13 protein-coding genes and 1 pseudogene are annotated in these 18,448 nt (G+C 59.6%); 9 read left to right on the plus strand and 5 right to left on the minus strand.

The genetic code is table 11. The annotated features are described in order from the left end of the window. Positions 1 to 1,540, minus strand: a pseudogene (locus tag FEZ21_RS12620) (hypothetical protein); the annotation flags it as partial. A gap of 378 nt (positions 1,541 to 1,918) precedes the next feature. On the opposite strand from FEZ21_RS12620, the gene FEZ21_RS12625 reads away from it, so the two are divergent. From FEZ21_RS12625 to FEZ21_RS12635, 3 genes are all read left to right on the plus strand, one after another. Further along, complete coding sequence (locus FEZ21_RS12625) at positions 1,919 to 2,323, plus strand: TraR/DksA C4-type zinc finger protein (RefSeq protein WP_003446412.1); 405 nt, start codon at positions 1,919 to 1,921, stop codon at positions 2,321 to 2,323. Between the two features lie 187 nt (positions 2,324 to 2,510). Beyond that, on the plus strand, positions 2,511 to 3,854 hold the full coding sequence (locus FEZ21_RS12630; protein ID WP_160627324.1) for a DUF2235 domain-containing protein: 1,344 nt from the start codon (positions 2,511 to 2,513) through the stop codon (positions 3,852 to 3,854). 125 nt (positions 3,855 to 3,979) lie between these two features. After that, positions 3,980 to 4,198 (plus strand): hypothetical protein, encoded by a 219-nt coding sequence (locus tag FEZ21_RS12635; RefSeq protein WP_003446414.1) that lies wholly within the window; start codon positions 3,980 to 3,982, stop codon positions 4,196 to 4,198. Positions 4,199 to 4,217: 19 nt separating this feature from the next. On the opposite strand, the gene FEZ21_RS12640 is transcribed toward FEZ21_RS12635, so the two are convergent. After that, complete coding sequence (locus FEZ21_RS12640; RefSeq protein ID WP_003446415.1) at positions 4,218 to 4,448, minus strand: hypothetical protein; 231 nt, start codon at positions 4,446 to 4,448, stop codon at positions 4,218 to 4,220. A gap of 453 nt (positions 4,449 to 4,901) precedes the next feature. On the opposite strand from FEZ21_RS12640, the gene FEZ21_RS12645 reads away from it, so the two are divergent. The 4 genes from FEZ21_RS12645 (at position 4,902) to FEZ21_RS12660 (ending at position 11,382) form a co-directional block, all read left to right on the plus strand. Continuing rightward, positions 4,902 to 5,372: a hypothetical protein gene (locus tag FEZ21_RS12645; RefSeq protein ID WP_029612994.1), complete on the plus strand. Its 471-nt coding sequence runs from the start codon at positions 4,902 to 4,904 to the stop codon at positions 5,370 to 5,372. Positions 5,373 to 5,794: 422 nt separating this feature from the next. Beyond that, positions 5,795 to 8,173 carry an RND family transporter gene (locus tag FEZ21_RS12650; RefSeq protein WP_160627326.1) on the plus strand — a complete coding sequence of 793 codons (2,379 nt, stop codon included), beginning with the start codon at positions 5,795 to 5,797 and terminating at the stop codon, positions 8,171 to 8,173. Between the two features lie 119 nt (positions 8,174 to 8,292). Beyond that, complete coding sequence (locus tag FEZ21_RS12655) at positions 8,293 to 9,675, plus strand: DUF1329 domain-containing protein (RefSeq protein ID WP_003446421.1); 1,383 nt, start codon at positions 8,293 to 8,295, stop codon at positions 9,673 to 9,675. A gap of 93 nt (positions 9,676 to 9,768) precedes the next feature. Then, complete coding sequence (locus tag FEZ21_RS12660) at positions 9,769 to 11,382, plus strand: DUF1302 domain-containing protein (RefSeq protein ID WP_003446423.1); 1,614 nt, start codon at positions 9,769 to 9,771, stop codon at positions 11,380 to 11,382. A 1,412-nt stretch (positions 11,383 to 12,794) separates the two neighbouring features. Here FEZ21_RS12660 and FEZ21_RS12665 read toward each other — a convergent pair. The 3 genes from FEZ21_RS12665 to FEZ21_RS12675 all read right to left on the minus strand — a co-directional run bounded on the left by FEZ21_RS12665 (position 12,795) and on the right by FEZ21_RS12675 (position 16,308). Beyond that, entirely contained in the window at positions 12,795 to 13,253 is a 459-nt protein-coding gene (locus FEZ21_RS12665; RefSeq protein WP_003446441.1) for a transposase, read from the minus strand. Positions 13,254 to 13,954: 701 nt separating this feature from the next. Continuing rightward, a complete protein-coding gene (locus FEZ21_RS12670) occupies positions 13,955 to 15,139 on the minus strand; it encodes an acyl-CoA dehydrogenase family protein (protein ID WP_160627329.1) in 1,185 nt (394 codons plus the stop codon). Beyond that, positions 15,136 to 16,308, minus strand: a complete 1,173-nt coding sequence (locus FEZ21_RS12675; RefSeq protein ID WP_160627330.1) for an acyl-CoA dehydrogenase family protein — start codon at positions 16,306 to 16,308, stop codon at positions 15,136 to 15,138. The genes FEZ21_RS12670 and FEZ21_RS12675 overlap by 4 nt, the downstream gene beginning before the upstream one ends. Before the next feature lie 198 nt (positions 16,309 to 16,506). Here FEZ21_RS12675 and FEZ21_RS12680 point away from each other — a divergent pair, with 198 nt between their 5' ends. Further along, a complete protein-coding gene (locus FEZ21_RS12680) occupies positions 16,507 to 17,283 on the plus strand; it encodes an enoyl-CoA hydratase family protein (RefSeq protein WP_003446447.1) in 777 nt (258 codons plus the stop codon). Positions 17,284 to 17,293: 10 nt separating this feature from the next. Next, on the plus strand, positions 17,294 to 18,448 hold the full coding sequence (locus tag FEZ21_RS12685; RefSeq protein ID WP_010657371.1) for an acyl-CoA dehydrogenase family protein: 1,155 nt from the start codon (positions 17,294 to 17,296) through the stop codon (positions 18,446 to 18,448).

Here is an 18,448-nt window from a genome sequence, read left to right on the forward strand (position 1 = left end):
AGGCAAACGCCGGAGCATCCTGACGTACCGGCAGCGCCTGATAACGGTAGCGGGTCTGCTTGACCGGGCCTTCGGTGTCGGGTGGCGGGCTGATCGTACGACTTTTCAGACGGGTGATGCGGCCCAGTGGGTCGGCCGGGCAGTTGTCGGTCTCGCCGCTCACCGGGTAGTACTCTGACTCTTCAATCCCGCCCAGGGCATTGCGGTGCCACACCGGGTTACCCAGTTCGTCGTAGCGGGTTTCTTCTTCGGTAACAAGCTCCCGCAGTACCCGTTGGCCATCCAGCTGCGCCTTACGGGTAATGACCTTGTGCGGGAACTGGAAATACGGCAGTTGCCGGGCAATGGGCAGCCACGGCTCGTCGTAATAGGTGGTTTCAGTTTCTTGCAGGGTCTGGCCCTGTAGCGTGCGTTCACGGGTCAGCAGGTGAAAGCGGTTAAAGGTGCGGGACACTGTTTGCAAAACAGTACCCCGGGCATCCATCAGGGTTTCGGTGGAGCCATAAAGGAAATCGCCGCCCCCGGTCAGGTGGTAGAGATTGTCCTCGCGGTTGCGCCACTGGCGCACTGCCGGCCAACCAAAATAGTTATTGCTGCCGTACAGGCCGTAGTCATAACGCACCAGCTGCACCGGTTGGCCGTCCCCCGGGTCTTTGCGGGTCTGACTGACCACCGGCATCCGCGCAAACGGCGCCCCCGGCGGCAACGCCAGACCCTTTGCCTCGCTATAGGTCACCTCTTCGCTGCTGCCGGTGGGCTGGGTGCATTTGCTCAGCAGCAACAGACCTGAATCACTGCGGCTGTACTCAAACTGCCAGCCACTGTCGGGAAGTCCGTCCACTGTCACCCGGCGTAACTGCCCGGAGACCCGATGAAATGACATCACCACCTGTGCGGGGGTATCCGGTTGCAACGTCAGACGGGTTGTCACGCCCTCGTAGGCCAGAGCTAGCACCGTGCGGCCTTGGGCATCACTGACTTTTTGCAGGTACGCCGCGTTGCCGACCGAACGCCAGTCAAAGGTCAAGGCGCTACCGTCGGCGCCCACCAGAGTGCTCACCACCCACAGGCTGGAGTGTCCGGCCAGCGGGATCAGGCGTTCACAGCTGCCGTCGTTATGCCTGACCCACATTTCCTGACGCTGAACGGTCACTGCGACTACCGGCAAACGCACATCCGGGAAACGCATGCTCTGGCCGACAATTTCACCGCGAAAGCGCTCGCCGGAATTGAGTTGCAGTTGTTGGCTGGCGCCGTCCCAGGAGGTGGTGCCGAGCATCCAGCCCAGACCGAAGCCCTGATCTTCGGCCATCAGCGGGCTATGGCTCAGGCGCAACTGGCTGATGGGTCCGCGCAAATCGTTGGCGGCGCCGGTGGGCAGGCTCACCGAGGCCGAGAACCCACCGGTGCGCGGATCGACCCCGGCACTGATGCTGCTCATAAAGTTGTAGGCTCCGGAATACAGGTCACCGCTGTTGAGCAGGCTGGGGGCGGATTTGATCTCGGGGGAGGGCGTCGTGTGGTCAGTCGGGGCAGTCATGATGACTATTCCTTGGCTATCTGGAGAGGAGCCGCACAATAGGAACCCTTGCTTGAGGCCAGCAATGAGCGAGGTTTGTAGGAGGGAGCGGGACAGAAGTCCGCACTGGGGGCATTTTCAGGGCAACAATTGAATTTCTTGCGATAAACGCACTCCATTAGCCCCTGCGTAACAGGTTTTTCGTCGTTTTCCATGTTTTGCTGGACAAATAGCTGTCATTTCAGTTGCTGACTCGATAAGTCGGCCTTAGACTGCCGCCCCTCGTAAATTGAGTGCCGGGTGGCGCTTGAAATAGATGGCACCTAACTGGTTGGGATGAAGAACGGTCAGGACGCTCCCTAATTCGCCTTAATGCACGTATTTTTTATAGAGAAATCAATGACAAAGGATAAGTTGCTGGCCATGCCGGCGGATGACTACATGAATGCCGAGCAACATGCTTTTTTCAGCGAGCTGTTGCAAAACATGAAGGTTGAAACCCACGAGCGTATTGAGCAGAACCGCATCGCGATCGAAAGCCTGGACACTCCAGCTGACCCTGCGGACGCCGCTTCGGTTGAAGAAGAGCGTACCTGGTTGGTGAACTCTATCGATCGCGACCAGCGCATGCTGCCTCAACTGGAACAAGCACTGGAACGCATCAAAGATGACAGCTTCGGCTGGTGTGATGACAGCGGCGAGGCAATTGGCCTTAAGCGCCTGCTGATCAGCCCGACCACCAAGTACTGCATCGAAGCTCAAGAGCGCCATGAGCAAATCGACAAGCATCAGCGTCAAGCCTGACTGTTTGCTTTGCCGGAGCCGCGCCACGCGGTTCCGGCATCAGTCGGGTCCTGCAGTCGTTCGTATTGCAGCCATTGTTGTAACCCCCTCCAAAACAATTTCCGAATCTTGAGCTGGCCGTGCTTCTTGCGTCTTATATTGGGCGCGGCATTATTGCGCGCAGTAGAAATAATCGAGGGCAGGATTGATGAGCAATTCAAGCAACGCGGGAGCAGTGTTGCGGGTCGGCATCTTTTTCGATGGGACGGCCAATAACCAGTTCAATAGCCTGCAGGGACAGCAGCGTCAGGAACAGGGGCTGCTGATTGATCCTGGCAGCAGCTATGGCTCTGCTGTGACCAATATTGCCAAGCTGCATCAGTGCTACCCGGCCCAGTCAGGGTTTGACCCTGCTGGCCATGCCGTGACTTCGCTGTATATCAGCGGTATCGGCACCACCACCGGCGCGGCCGATACTCAGTTTCCGGGCCAGACCTATGGTCGTGGCCATACGGGGGTGCTGGGCAAGGCTGAACTGGCCCGGACCCGGTTGACGGAGTGCTTGCAACACTTTGTCGCGCAGCTGCCCCCCAATACCCTGAGCCGTTTGCAGCTGGACCTGTTTGGTTTCAGTCGCGGCGCGGCGGCGGCCCGGCATTTTGTGAACCAGATCAACGCCAGCGCATTTACCGCCCAGTTTGCCCTGGCCGCCGACTTTGCATGCTCCATCCACTTTATTGGTCTGTTTGACACAGTCGCCGCCATGGGCGGGCTGGAGGATTGGGGGGATGTGGCCGATGACATCAATCCCGGACTCAACCTGTACCTGGGCCCGGACTGCGCGCAACAGGTGGTCCAGTTGAGCGCGCGGGATGAACAACGGCGAAATTTTTCCTTGAGTCGCATCGCGCCACAGTGGCCGCTGGATATTGCGGTGCCGGGGGCGCATGCCGACGTCGGCGGCGGTTATCCGCTGGATATGCTGGAACAGGTTTTTTTGAGCCGCTGGCAGAGCAATCTGGTGCAGCCGTCCACAGCCATTGAACAGACCCGGGCCTGGAAGTTGACCCAGTCTCAGTTGCTGGCATGGCAGGCCGAAGACCTGATTGATCCCCGCGCTGCGGAGAATTTCCTGCAGATCCGCACTCTTGAACGCAAGGAAGGTAGCCGTGAAGACCCGATGAAACGGGTACAGGCTGCAGTGTTCATGCAGCGCAGGATCGATGGCCGTCTTGCCCGGGTGCATTTGCGGATCATGCATGGCCTGGCGGTTGAGCACGGTGTGCCCTTCAACGCATTGACCGATGCCCAGGCCGCGTTGCCCGATGAGCTGAAGCCCATAATGGCCACGCTTGAGGCCCAGGTGCGCCAGGGGACGATCAAGCTGAGCGCCGATGAAGAACGTTTGCTGCGCCAGCGCTATATCCACCAGTCGGCCAACTGGAACCCCGGCGTGGGGGCGGGCGAGGCCGTGCTGCAAAGGGCTTTCTTCAATATCCCCGAGGAAGGCGGGCGCTGGGTCTTCGATCAGAAAGCACCGGATTACGCCTAGGCAAAGCAGAAGATTGTTACGGCTTATGCAATTGATCTATGCCGTAGATAGCTTTTTCCGGCGACGGTTAGCCACTAATATAGCCGACATCGTTAGGTGCCTAACTAATAGCTGGAGAAACCATCATGTCCAATCAAGTTGATGTTGCCGTAATGATCGGGAGTGGTGTGCCCAAGAGTTTGCGCGATACCGGGCAGAAGGCCTGCTGGGTGGTGCTGGTCAATGGTGAGCAGCGCGGGACGGCTTTTTCCAGTCGCCCGGAAGCCGAAGAGTGCCGCGCGGCATGGCTGGCGCAGCTGAATGCCGGCCAACTGTGCAACAGGGGGCATGCTCAGCGCGCTTGATGCAATACACAGGTTGGCACTAGGAGTTGAGGGCGCCGGCGTCCACTGCAGCCTTTAATTCTTTTGCCGATTGTTTGGCGGCATCTGCTGCCAGTTCGGCTGTCTTGAACCAGCGATCCTTTTCGACCTGATGGAAGGTGACTGTCGTTAGTGGTGGCTTGGCGCGCATGATGATCACTGCCTGAAATTCGCCGTCGACGTCTTTGGACTCACCGCGGATAAAAAATTCGCCAATATCAAATTCCGTCACGTGTCGCTTTCCCTTGGAGGTAATGAAGCCTGCATGACCCGGCGGCATGGGCCAGGTCGATTTTTACGCGAGTATGGCAGTAGTTGACTCTCAGTGGCGCAGTTAACTCATTCACGCGACGAAAGCCCTGCCGGGCACAGACTCAATCCGGCAAAAAAATTGATTGATTGCTTGATAGAGAAGAGGATGTATATACCCATCTTCGGGCATGACCCGGTAGAATGGTGCCCCCCGGCTATTTTTTTCAGCCAGTTTTCGCTGATGCAGGCGCTGCTTCACTCTGTTGTGCCTGTTCGCCGGGGTAATCATGGCGTTGCTCTATTTAGTCCAGATGTTACATGCCACTCCTGATTCGAGCAGTCAGGAGCACTTGTCGTACTCGGGTTTTCAATTAATTTTTGCTGTCGGTGGTTTGCCCGGACAGTTCCATTTCAGGTTTTCGAGGGTTTTGCGTTGGCAGTCAGTAATTTGGAAATGCATGCGTTGTTCGTTTTGGGTGACTTGCGGGCACGTTTGGTCAAGCTGTTCCACTCGCGCTTTGTATACGTAACTGAACAAAACGCCGAAGGTATTTACATCGCTGAAATTGATACCGAAACAGCCTTGGTGGTAGATGACAAACCGGGTCTTGAACTCAAGGTCGGCGATCATTTTCGCGCAGCAGTGTTGCCCAGCCGTGAAGGTGGCAAGTTCGAAATAAAATTCCGTGATATCAAGACCACCATTTACGGCATCGGTGATTACGCCTATGTCGCCTCACCTCTGGGTGAAGGCGTGGTATTCAAAGAAGGCCAGACCGTGATGTTGATCTTTGCTGCCAAAGAGCAACTTACCGAAGGCTTGAGCAAAACATTGAAAGCCGTCACTGCCAAAGCCGCCAAATGGCCCAAGGGCGAGTTGACCTTCAAGGCCAGCAAAGAGTGACGCTGACGCGCTCCGCAAACCTGTAGCCCCTTTCGGCAATTGCCCTGTACCTGTAGCAGCTGACGAGAGAATCGAGGCTGAGTCCGGTTGCGAAACCGTCGTAAAGTCATGCCCCGCGGTTCTTCAGATAACCCCGGCCCTGCGGATTACGATTGCTTCGCAAGCGGACGTAGCCTTCGCCAACTGCTCTGCAACGGCTGTTAACGGGCAGCGCCCGCACGCCATCCATCTTCCCCTCAAACAGCCTAGGCCTTATGGACGATGTCCGGGTTTCGGGCCAGCTTGATTATCGATCCCACTGGCTGAACAGGCCGGAACCCAAAAAAATAATAAGAATGTGCGAGGGATCGTGAGCATGAGCGCCATCGTCTTTTCATTAGCTGTGCGAGGTCGAAATGGCCGACGCTCATAAAGTCCCTCCCATGCAGCGTTTTGTGAACCGTTGCGCCGACCGGTTAATGACGCACCGAAAATCCCTGCTGGGTTTTTTTCTGCTGATAACCCTGGGCCTGGGTTACAGCGCCACCCACGTACGGCTGGACCCGGGTTTCAACAAGCAGATCCCGGTGCGCCATGCCTACATGCTCAACTTTCTGGATTTCAGCCGCATCTTCACCGGGGCCAACCGGCTACTGGTGAGCGTGCACTGGAAGGGCCAGGGCGATATCTACAACCCCGAGTTCCTGCAGACCCTGCAACAGGTCACGGACGACGTGTTCTATATCTCCGGGGTCAGCCGGCCCAGCGTCACCTCGCTGTTCACACCCAACGTGCGCTATATCGAAATCACCGAAGAAGGCTACGTCGGTGATCTGGTGGTGCCGCCGCAATATGCGGCAACCCCCGCAGACCTGCAGCAAGTACGCAGCAATGCCGCACGCTCCGGGCAGATTGGCCGGCTGCTGGCCAACGACCTGAAATCGGCCATGGTGCGGGCCGACCTGCAAGACACCGATCCGAAAACCGGGCAGCCGGTGAGCTATGTGCAAATCGCCCGCAGCCTCGAAGACATTCGCGCCAAATACAGTAATGCCGACATCGAAATCAACATCGTCGGTTTCGCCAAGCTGGTGGGCGATGTGGTCGAGGGGCTGAACACGGTGATGGGTTTTTTCGCCATCGCATTCCTGATTACTGGCCTGCTGCTGTGGGTCTATTCCCGGTCGTTGCGCCTGACCATGGTCGCACTGCTGGTGGCCTTGTTGCCGGTCATCTGGCTCCTGGGCTTATTGCCGTTACTGGGCCTGGGAATCGATCCGATGTCGATTCTGGTGCCGTTTCTGATCTTCTCCATTGGCGTGTCCCACGCGGTACAAATGACCAATGCCTGGAAGCAGGAAGTGCTGGCAGGCAGCGATTCGGTCAGTGCGGCCAAGGCTGCCTTCAGCAAGATATTCATCCCGGGGGCCCTGGCCTTGCTGATGAATGCCCTGGGCTTCGGGGTGATCATGTTGATCGATATTCCCATCGTTCACGAACTGGGGATTACCGCGTGCATCGGCGTGATGCTGATGATCATCACCAACAAAATCATGCTGCCGCTGATCATCGCCCATCTGCAACTTGAGCCGCATCTGCTCAATGCCCGCAGCCGCGGTTCGACCCGGCGCCATCCGCTGTGGTGGCGGCTGTCGGCGCTGGCCACGCCTGGCCCGGCACTGTGGGTCTTCGCCATCAGCCTGGTGCTGCTGGCAGCGGGGGCGTACAAGGCCCGTGAACTGCAGATTGGTGACATTGGTTCCGGGGCTCCGGAGCTGCGGGCCGATTCGCGCTATAACCAGGACAACCAGAAAATCATCAGCAACTACTCCATCGGCCTGGATGTGCTCTCGGTGTTTCTGACCATTGGCGGGCGCAGTGAAGCCTGCCTCGACCCGGCAGTCATGCGCGCGGTCGAAACCTTCGATTTCAAGATGCGCGAAGTGCCAGGTGTGCAATCGGTGCAAAGCGTGGCCGGCATGGCCAAGCAAGTGATTGCCGGCAACAACGAAGGCAACCCGCGCTGGGCCGCGATTCCGGGTTCCGCCCAGGGCTTGCAGCAGGGCGCCTATGCCTATTCGCCGGACTCGGGGCTGGTCACCGACAGCTGTCAGAAAATGCAGATTCTGGTGTTTCTGACCGATCACGAAGGGGCCAGCGTGGCCCATGTACTGGGGGAGGCCAAGCGCATCATTGGCGCCATCCAGGTGCCGGGTGTGACCTTCCATCTGGCGGGCGGCAACATCGGGGTCATGGCCGCTTCCAATGAAGCGGTCAAGCAGGCCGAGGTGGTGATGCTGGCGGCGTTGTTCTTCTCCGTGGCGCTGTTTTGCCTGCTGACCTTCCGTTCATTGCGCGCGGTGCTGTGCATTCTGGTGCCGCTGGCGATTGTGGCGGTGCTGTGCAATGCCCTGATGGCTCTGCTGGGCATCGGCCTCAAGGTCGCGACCTTGCCGGTCATGGCGCTGGGGGTCGGGGTGGGGGTGGATTACGGGATCTACCTCTACGAGCGCATTGAGCACGAGATGGCGGCCGGGCAAGACCTGCGCGAAGCGTTCTACCGGGCCATGTGCCAGCGCGGCACGGCGGCCGTATTTACCGCCGTCACCATGTCCCTTGGGGTCTGTACCTGGGTGTTTGCACCCCTCAAGTTCCAGGCCGATATGGGCGTGCTCCTGGCCTTCATGTTTCTGGTCAACGTACTGGGCGCGATCTTTCTGCTCCCGGCGCTGGCTGCGTGGTTCAACCTGGGCAAGCCGCTGGTGAACAAAAGACCATCCAGCGTACGCGCTTCCTGCGATCAACCGCTTGTCAATCTGTAGGAGCGAGCTTGCTCGCGATGGCATCGCCGCTACCCATTGAAGAATTGCAGTGTCTGCATCGCGAGCAAGGGCGCTCCTGCAGATCGGCATGTACGTCTAATAACAAGGAGAACACCCCCATGCGACGTCTTTCTCAGGTGGGCGGCTGGCTGTCAGTCGCTCTGGTTTTGCACAGTTACAGCGGGCCGCTCCAGGCCCAGGCCCCAGCCGACCAGATTGCCCGGCTGGGCAAGGATCTGACCTGTGTCGGCGCCCAGCAGGCGGGCAACGCCGAGGGCACTATCCCGCCGTTCGGCGGCCAATGGCTGGGGGCGGCTCCCGGCATGAAGTTCGAAGGCACAGGTAAACATCCGATCGACCCTTACCCCAACGAGAAGCCGTTGTTCGTGATTACCGCGCAAAACCTGAGTCAGTACGGTGCGCACCTGTCCGAGGGCCAGAAAGCCCTGTTCAAGCTCTACCCGCAAACCTTCCGCATGCCGGTGTACCCGTCCCACCGCGATTTCCGTTTTTCCGACACGGTGTGCAAGGCCACTCTGGAAAACGCCTCGGTCGCCAAGCTGGTGGATGATGGCGAAGGCGTGGTGGCCCGTACCGGCGGGGTCGCGTTTCCGATCCCGCAGAACGGCATTGAATTGCTGAAAAATGCCTCGCTGTTCACGGTCAGGGCCTGGACTGAGGAATACACCTCGGACAACGCCTATGTGCTCAAGGACGGCAATATCAACTGGGGCCGCGTGCACTCGCGCAACATGGCGCCGGGGCTGGAGCCGGGCAAGATCGGTGATACCACCGGCAACTCCTCGTTCTACCTCAACGAAACCCTGCTGCCACAGCGCGACAAGGGCGAAATCAACACCGGTACCGAGTACTGGAACGACAAGACCGAGCCGCGCCAGAGCTGGCGCTACGACCCGGGCACCCGGCGCGTGCGGCAGTCGCCGGGCTACGGTTTTGACATGGCCTTCCCGGGCTCCGGCGGTTCGATCACGGTCGACGAAGTACGGATCTTCAACGGTTCGGCCCAGCGCTATAACTGGAATATCGTTGGCAAAAAAGAGCTGTATATCCCTTACAACACCGCGCGTCTGCACGCCAGCGATCTCAAATACGCCGGGATGCTGACCCCGGGCCACATCAACCCCGACAACATGCGTTATGAACTGCACCGCGTCTGGGTCCTCGAAGGTGTGCTCAAACCCGGCAACCGTCATTTGTATGGCAAGCGCACGATGTACATCGACGAGGACAGCTGGTTTCCGGTCATGGGCGACAACTACGACAACCGTGGCGAGCTGTGGCGTACTTCGATGGTCAACTACTTCTACGCCCCGGAAACCCAGACCTGGCAGGCAGGTGTCGGCCTGTACCACGACTTGAACGCCGGCAGTTACCTGGCCTTCAACTTGATCAATGAGCAGCGCAACGGCTATGTCCTGAACAAGGGCGGTCTGGCCCCCGGAGACTTTGGCCCGGAAGCCGCTCGCCGGGCTGGCAAATAAACGGTCAACCCCCCTGACTTTACCCGTCTGCCACAGGTTGCCTGTGCGCGGGCGGGCGGGTGATGCACAACAATAAGAAACAAGGAGCACGGCATGCTTAAGCACTGCACACGTTTTGTGGGGACCGGTTTACTGTCGGGTTTGAGCACCCTGGTACTGGCGGCGCCGACCATCGAGCTGGGAGAAAACACCACCCTCGACTCGTCGCTTACGGTCAACTACACCGCCTCCATGCGTACAGAAAAGCCTGATCACGAATACCTCAACAGCATCAACAACGACGATGCCACCCGCAACTTCAAGCGGGGTTCCTTGATCAACAACCGGGTCAGCGTATTTGGCGAGTTGATGCTCAAGCACGACAACCTCGGTGCCGTGATGCGAGGCAGCCACTTCTATGACGAGGTGTACCACCAGCGCAACGACAATGACTCGCCGGACACGGTCAACAAAACCGGGCGCTACAACGACTTCAGCCGGGACACGCGCAAACTCAGCGGCAGCAAGGCCCGTCTGCTGGACGCCTATGTGTATGGCGACTTCACCGTCAACGACGATCAGTACGTGTCACTCAAGGCCGGCCGGCACCTGGTGGCCTGGGGCGAGAGCCTGTTCTGGCCCAACATCAGCCAGGGACAGGCGCCCGTGGATGCGACCAAATTCAACGTGCCGGGAACCGAGGCCAAGGACGCCTACCTGCCTGTGGGGCAGGTGTCGGGCTCGTGGTCGATCAATGAAGATTTGGCCTTGCTCGGTTTTTACCAATACAAATGGGAAGAAACCCAGCTCAACCCGGTGGGTGATTACTTCGGCAGCGACACCTTTGGTCCGGGGGCCGAGTTTTATCGTCTGGCCCCCGGCATTGTCAGCAGCCTGCCCGATTCAGCTGCGGTGGGTTATGGCGGCTCGGTCAAGCCGGGTAACAGCGGCGAGTGGGGTATAGGTACCCGCTACCGGATCACCCAAAACACCGAAATCGGCCTGTTCCACTATCGCTACCACGATCGCGTACCGGCGCTGTTTTTCGACTTTACCGGGCAGACCCATTACTCCTCACTGAACAAGGTCGGGGGCAGTGGCTACGGTCCGAGTTACCAGTTGGGTTACTTCGACAACATCAAGCTGACAGGCATCAGCTTCACCACCAAAGCGGGGGACTCGGTACAGTTTGCCGGCGACCTGAGCTACCGCGACGGTGCGGCGGTCTACCTGAGCAATGGTGCACCGGCCCGGGGCCAGCTGTGGCAAGGCAACCTCAACGCGGTGTACATGATCGGGCCGACGTTCATGGCGCAGCAAACCACCCTCATGGCCGAAGTGGTGCACCAGCGGATTCAGGGGGTTGATGACCTGACCGTTACCGGCGGCGGGGCGGGTACCGACGGCACGTTCAACAAATACGTGTACGACGGCCAGACCAGGGGTTCCAGCCTGTTGGGGATTGGCACGTACTTCGATCATCCGAACATATTCAATGGCTGGGACCTGACCACCAAGGCCACCTGGACCCAGAACATTGATGGCAGCGCCTACTCCGGTTTGGGCCGTGCGGAAAAGCGCCTGACCCTGGGCGGGGATTTCAAATACCTGGGCAACTTCCAGCTGGGGCTGACCTACGTGGCCTACCTGAGCTCGGCAGACCTGGCCCAAGGCCGGACCATGGCCGACAGGGACTACCTGTCGTTCAACGGCAAGTACACCTTCTAGTCCTGCCCCCATCGCCGGCAAGCCGGCTCCCACAAGGTCAGATGCAGCACAGTCATTGTGGGAGCCGGCTTGCCGGCGATAAGGTTTCAAAGCCAGACAGCCGGCTGCCACAAGGTCAGAAGCAGCACAGTCATTGTGGGAGCCGGCTTGCCGGCGATGGGGTTTCAAAGCCAGACAGCCAGCTGCCACAAGGTCAGATACAGCACTGTCATTGTGGGAGCYGGCTTGCCGGCGATGGGGYTTCAAAGTCAGACAGCTGGCTGCCACAAGGTCAGATRCAGCACAGTCATTGTGGGARCYGGCTTGCCGGCGATAAGGTTTCAWAGCCAGACAGCTGGCTGCCACAAGGTCAGATGCAGCACTGTCATTGTGGGAGCCGGCTTGCCGGCGATAAGGTTTCAAAGTCAGACAGCTGGCTGCCACAAGGTCAGAAGCAGCACAGTCATTTTGGGAGCCTGCTTGCCGGCGATGGGGTTTCAAAGCCAGACAGCCGGCTGCCACAAGGTCAGATACAGCACTGTCATTGTGGGAGCCGGCTTGCCGGCGATGGGGTTTCAAAGCCAGACAGCCAGCTGCCACAAGGTCAGATGCAGCACAGTCATTGTGGGAGCCGGCTTGCCGGCGATGGGGCTTCAAAGTCAGACAGCTGGCTGCCACAAGGTCAGATACAGCACTGTCATTGTGGGAGCTGGCTTGCCGGCGATGGGGCTTCAAAGTCAGACAGCTGGCTGCCACAAGGTCAGATGCAGCACAGTCATTGTGGGAGCTGGCTTGCCGGCGATAAGGTTTCATAGCCAGATAGCCAGTTCCCACAAGGTCAGATGCAGCACAGTCATTGTGGGAGCCGGCTTGCCGGCGATGGGGTTTAAAAGCCAGACAGCCAGCTGCCACAAGGTCAGAAGCAGCACAGTCATTGTGGGAGCCGGCTTGCCGGCGATGGGGTTTCAAAGTCAGACAGCTGGCTGCCACAAGGTCAGATACAGCACAGTCATTGTGGGAGCCGGCTTGCCGGCGATAAGGTTTCAAAGCCAGACAGCTGGCTGCCACAAGGTCAGATGCAGCACTGTCATTGTGGGAGCCGGCTTGCCGGCGATAAGGTTTCAAAGTCAGACAGCTGGCTGCCACAAGGTCAGAAGCAGCACAGTCATTTTGGGAGCCTGCTTGCCGGCGATGGGGTTTCAAAGCCAGACAGCCGGCTGCCACAAGGTCAGATACAGCACTGTCATTGTGGGAGCCTGCTTGCCGGCGATGGGGTTTCAAAGCCAGACAGCCAGCTGCCACAAGGTCAGATACAGCACTGTCATTGTGGGAGCCGGCTTGCCGGCGATGGGGTTTCAAAGCCAGACAGCTGGCTGCCACAAGGTCAGATACAGCACTGTCATTGTGGGAGCCGGCTTGCCGGCGATAAGGTTTCAAAGCCAGACAGCATCCCACAAAGGGTAATCCCCAACCCGCTTCACCAGACCTGCCCGTAAAGGATTGGCTACCACATAGCGCGCCAGATTTTTCAGATCTTCTTCGCGACGCAATGCATGATCGTGAAACCCTTTTTGCCAGCGCCTGCCGGTTCTGTCTGTCATGCGATTGATGGCGCGAGCACTCAATGACTTGGTACGCCCCATGAGCTTGTCAAGTGAAGCGCTTTGCAGCTCTACCAGCCAATGAAAATGATCGGGCATTACAACCCATGCTAGTGAATTGACCGAACCTTGTGTGTGCTCATGACGAAATTGAGCAACCACTAACCTGCCAACGCGCCAGTCAGAGAACAGAGGTTCCCGGTCCAGCGTATTGGCGGTCAACAGGTAGATGCCATTGGCCTGGGAAAATCGGCCATACCTTAAACGGCTGGAGGCAGGACGTTGGGTCATGAGCTCTACTCATAAGTCAGAGCTGCAAAGACTAGTTTCTGAGGCAAGCGACTTCCGAGAGTCTCTGGACCAAATATTTCATGGCCTGATGCATCGCCGGCAAGCCGGCTCCCACAGGGTCAGAGGTAACACAGTCATTGTGGGGTGCTGTCTGGCTTTGAGAGTCTATCGCCGGCAAGCCGGCTCCCACAGGGTCAGAGGCAACACAGTCATTGTGGGGTGCTGTCTGGCTTTGAGAGTCTATCGCCGGCAAGCCGGCTCCCACAGGGTCAGAGGCAACACAGTCATTGTGGGGTGCTGTCTGGCTTTGAGAGTCTATCGCCGGCAAGCCGGCTCCCACAGGGTCAGAGGCAACACAGTCATTGTGGGGTGCTGTCTGGCTTTGAGAGTCTATGGCCGGCAAGCCGGCTCCCACAGGGTCAGAGGCAACACAGTCAATGTGGGATGCTGTCTGGCTTTGAGAGCCTATGGCCGGCAAGCCGGCTCCCACAGGGTCAGAGGCAACACAGTCATTGTGGGGTGCTGTCTGGCTTTGAGAGTCTATCGCCGGCAAGCCGGCTCCCACAGGATCAGAGGCAACACAGTCAATGTGGGATGCTGTCTGGCTTTGAGAGCCTATGGCCGGCAAGCCGGCTCCTACAATGGTAGGGTCGCGTCTGACCTTGTGGGAGCCGGCTTGCCGGCGATAGGTGCGCCACGATCTATCTGGCCTCGCGGGGCATTCCCAGGGCCCGTTCGGCGATGATGTTGCGCTGTATTTCGTTGCTGCCGCCGTAGATGGTGTCCGCCCGGGTGAACAGGAACAATGCCTGTAACCGCGTCAGTTCATAAGGCGCTGCCGCCAGCAACTCTGCCTCCGGCCCCAGTACATCCATCGCCAGTTTCCCCAGCTCCAGGTGCCAGGTCGACCACGCCAGTTTATAAATGGTCGCCTCAGGTCGCAGGCTGCCATCCTGTAGCCCCGAGAGCATGCGCAACGAGTTGTAGCGCAGTACCCGCAAGCCGCTCCAGGCCTGGGCGATGCGTTGCCGCATGATCGGGTCTTGCGCCGCACCATTGGCCTTGGCGATGCGCACCACTTCGTCCAGTTCGTTCTGAAATTGCATCTGCTGGCCAAGGGTCGATACCCCGCGCTCGAAACCCAGCAGGGCCATGGCGATTTTCCAGCCGTCACCGGGCTGGCCAATCAGGTTGTCGGCCGCAGTGCGCGCCTGGTCGAAAAATACTTCATTGAATTCGCTGGTGCCGGTCAGTTGCCGGATCGGCTGCACGCGAATCTGCGCCTGAGCCATCGGCACCAGCAGGAATGACAAGCCGCGATGCCCGACACTGCCCGGCTCGGTACGCGCCAGGACAAAACACCAGTCCGATTCATGGGCCAGGGACGTCCAGATTTTCTGCCCGTTGATCAGCCACTGGCCACTCTCACTGTCGAGGCTGGCGCGGGTCTTGATATTGGCCAGATCGGAGCCGGCACCGGGTTCGGAGTAGCCCTGGCACCAAAAGTGCTGCCCGCTCAGAATGGCCGGCAGAAACCGCTGTTGTTGCCCGGGTGTACCAAAGGCCGCCAACGTCGGACCGACCAGTCCTTCGCCGATGTGCCCCATGCGCCCCGGGCCACCCGCGCGGGCGTATTCCTCATAAAAGATCACTTGCTGGTTGATGCTCAAACCACGACCACCATGCTCGATGGCCCAGCCCGCACCCACCCAGCGGCCCGCGGCCAGTTCGCGCTCCCACTGCTTGCGCAATCCGGGGGCGAAGTCTTCGTCTCCCGGCCCGCCACGAAAGCGCAGTTCGTTGTATTGCCCGTTCAGGTGCTCCTGCATCCACTGCGCCACCTGTTGGCGAAAATGCTCATCTGCCGCGCTGAAACCAATGTTCATGGGCGCTCTCCGAAAATATGCCTGGCCAATTGCTCACGATGAAAGGCCGGCGTGCCCAATAACTGCTCGCTGGCCCGTGCCCGCTTGAAGTACAGATGCGGGTCGTACTCCCAGGTGAAGCCAACCCCGCCATGCAGCTGGATCGACTCGGCGGCGCAGTTGAAAAAGCCTTCGCTGGCATGGATTTTTGCCGTGGCCGCGGCTTCCGCCAGTTGCAGCTGGGCACTGGGGTCGCCATCGATATTCAGGCACTGGTCGGCAATGCAGGCGCCGTAGTAACTGGCGGACCGTGCGCACTCAACGGCCAGCATCAGGTCAGCGCAGCGGTGCTTGACCGCCTGAAAACTGGCGATGCTGCGACCAAACTGTTCGCGGCCGCCGATATAGGTCAGGGTCAGATCCAGTACCTTTTGCGCGCCGCCGGTCTGCTCGGCGGCGAGCCCGATACAGGCCATGTGCAGCACATCGCGCAACAGCGGCCAGCCGAGGCCGGGCTCGCTGAGCAGGTGCTCATCGTTGAGCACCACGTCATTAAGGGTGATGGTGGAAAAACGTCGGGTCTGATCCAGCGTCGGTTGCTGCTGGCGGCTGATGCCGGGCGTCAGGGCAGACACGGCAAACAGGCGGATCCCGGCCTCGCCGATACTGCCCGGGGTGCGGGCGGCAATGATCAGCAAATCGCACTCGGCACCGTCGATTACATACCGGTACTGACCGTTGAGGCGATAACCACCGGCACAGCTCTGTGCATAGACCTGCACGCCGCTGTCGTCCCAGCGCGGGGCGCTGGTCCAGGCCAGGCTGGCGCTGATTTCGCCGGCCGCCAGCCGGGGCAGCCAGAGGTTCTTGAGCCCCTGATTGCGGCTCAGCAGCAGCGCCGGAATCCCCATGCAGCAGGTGGCAAAAAACGGCGTCGGCAACAAGCAGCGGCCCAGCTGTTCCTGCAACAGGCACACCTCGACAAAGCCCAGGCCCAGCCCGCCATATTCTTCGGGAATCGCCAGTGCCGGCCAATAGAGCTCGCGGGCAATGCGGGCCCAGGCCGTGTGGTCGAGACCGGACTCGGCGGCCATTGCCGTGCGCACCGCTCCGGAGCTGGCCACCTGCGCCAAAAAGCGTTCGGCAGACTCTTGAATCATTCGCTGCTCTTCGGTCAGGGCAAGCTCCATAGGACTCCTCACTCTATAAGTGGATCAAGTCTTGAGCATGGAAGGGCAGCACAGGCGCGTAATCCCTGAGCCGGACTAGTCCATTTGGCGGTCGGATCCCCGGCACGGCCCCGCAGGTGTTTAGTCTCAACGGACGATGAGCCACCCCCTGCGCATTCCCATACTGCCCGCATGCCTTTCGCCAATTGAGGAGCACCTGTGAACAGTGCAGCCCCCACCGCAACCCATACCGCCTTTCACACCCGTATTGAGGCGGGGATCGCCGAGCTGGTGATCGACCGGCCACCGGTCAATGCCCTCAATAGCCAGGAGTGGCTGGACCTGGCCCGCACCCTCGAAGCCCTGGGGCAAGACCCGCAAGTGCGGGTCATCGTGATTCGTGCCGAGGGCCGCGGTTTTTGTGCCGGTGTCGATATCAAGGAACTGGACGCCCACCCCGAACGCATCGTGGCCGTCAATGCGGGCAACTACGCCACCTTCAAGGCCGTGCATCGCAACCCGGTGCCGGTGATCGTGGCGGTTCATGGCTATGTACTGGGTGGCGGGATTGGCATTACCGGGGCTGCCGATATCGTGGTGGCATCCGATTGCGCGACGTTTGCGCTGCCGGAAGTTGACCGTGGCGCCATGGGCGGCGGCGCGCATTTACAACGCCTGTTCCCGGTGCAAAAGGTCCGTTATCTGTTTTTCACCGGCGACAAGATCGGTGCGGTGGAGGCCCAGCAGTACGGCTTTATCGAACGTGTCGTACCCCGCGAGCAACTGCGCGAAACCGCTTTGCAGATCGCCCGCAAGATCGCCAGCAAAAGCCCGGACATGATCCGCATCGCCAAAGAGGCGTTGAACGGTATCGAAGACGGCAACCTGGAAGACAAATACCGCTGGGAGCAGGGCTTCACACTCCAGGCATACAACAGCGCGGACTCTGCCGAAACCCGGCGCGCCTTTGTTGAAAAACGCGACGCCACGTTCTGAGGAGCTGACGATGGACCTGACTTACTCCCCCAAGCAAAAGGCCTTTCGCCAGGAGGTGCGCCACTGGCTGGCGGCCAACCTGCCGGCCGAGCCATTGGCCAGTTATGACACCCGTGAAGGGTTCGAGCAGCACCGCCAGTGGGAAGCCAAGTTGTTCGACAGCCGCTTTTCCATGGTGATGTGGCCCACCGCCCTGGGCGGGCGCGGCTGCGACCTGATCGAATGGCTGATTTTCGAAGAAGAATATTACGGCGCCGGTGCACCGATGCGGGTCAACCAGAATGGCCAGCTGTTACTGGGCCCGACCCTGATGGAATTTGGTACCGAGGCGCAAAAGAAGCGCTTTCTGCCGCGCATGGCGGCCAGTGCCGACATGTGGGCCCAGGGCTGGTCGGAGCCCAATGCCGGTTCCGACATGGCGGCGATCACCAGCAAGGCCACCCGCGACGGTGACAGCTATGTGCTCAACGGCCAGAAAACCTGGTCGACCCGGGCCATCTTTGCCGACTGGCTGTTCGGACTGTTTCGCAGCGACCCCGCGTCCAGCCGCCACCACGGCTTGTCATTTGTGATGGTGCCGCTCGATGCACCGGGCGTCACCGTCCGTGCCATCAAGGCCCTGAACGGCAAGGACGCGTTTGCCGAAGTGTTCTTCGATGACGTGCGCATCCCGTTGGAAAACCGCATCGGTGAAGAAGGGCAGGGCTGGCATGTGGCGATGGCCACGGCCGGTTTTGAACGCGGATTGCTGTTGCGTTCGCCGGCCCGCTTTCAGTACACCGCCCGCAAGCTGGTGGAGCTGTACCAGGCCAATCGCGCCAGCGCCGACCGTGATCCGAGCCTTGGCGAAGCCGTCTGCAAGGCCTGGTCGGACGCCCAGGCCTATGCCTTGTCGGCCTATCACACCGTAGGCCGGCTGAGCCGCGGCGCGCAGATTGGCGCCGAATCGAGCACCAACAAAATCATCTGGTCGGAACTGGATTTGCGCATGCATGAGACCGCGATGCGGATTCTGGGTGCCAATGGCGAGCTGACCGGTAAATCGGCAGACGGCCACGACTGGCTGGAGGGCTTCCTGTTTGCCCAGGCCGGGCCGATCTACGCCGGGACCAACGAGATTCAGCGCAACATCATTGCCGAGCGCATGCTCGGCCTGCCGAAGTGA

This window comes from Pseudomonas sp. 9.1(2019) (genome assembly GCF_009910445.1).
Classification (GTDB): Bacteria; Pseudomonadota; Gammaproteobacteria; order Pseudomonadales; family Pseudomonadaceae; genus Aquipseudomonas; species Aquipseudomonas paraversuta.

Coding starts and splice junctions, on each gene's coding strand:
- FEZ21_RS12625 (WP_003446412.1), top strand. CDS start 1,919: ATGACAAAGGATAAGTTGCTGGCCATGCCGGCGGATGACTACATGAAT.
- FEZ21_RS12630 (WP_160627324.1), top strand. CDS start 2,511: ATGAGCAATTCAAGCAACGCGGGAGCAGTGTTGCGGGTCGGCATCTTT.
- FEZ21_RS12635 (WP_003446414.1), top strand. CDS start 3,980: ATGTCCAATCAAGTTGATGTTGCCGTAATGATCGGGAGTGGTGTGCCC.
- FEZ21_RS12650 (WP_160627326.1), top strand. CDS start 5,795: ATGCAGCGTTTTGTGAACCGTTGCGCCGACCGGTTAATGACGCACCGA.
- FEZ21_RS12655 (WP_003446421.1), top strand. CDS start 8,293: ATGCGACGTCTTTCTCAGGTGGGCGGCTGGCTGTCAGTCGCTCTGGTT.
- FEZ21_RS12660 (WP_003446423.1), top strand. CDS start 9,769: ATGCTTAAGCACTGCACACGTTTTGTGGGGACCGGTTTACTGTCGGGT.
- FEZ21_RS12665 (WP_003446441.1), bottom strand. CDS start 13,253: ATGACCCAACGTCCTGCCTCCAGCCGTTTAAGGTATGGCCGATTTTCC.
- FEZ21_RS12670 (WP_160627329.1), bottom strand. CDS start 15,139: ATGAACATTGGTTTCAGCGCGGCAGATGAGCATTTTCGCCAACAGGTG.
- FEZ21_RS12675 (WP_160627330.1), bottom strand. CDS start 16,308: ATGGAGCTTGCCCTGACCGAAGAGCAGCGAATGATTCAAGAGTCTGCC.
- FEZ21_RS12685 (WP_010657371.1), top strand. CDS start 17,294: ATGGACCTGACTTACTCCCCCAAGCAAAAGGCCTTTCGCCAGGAGGTG.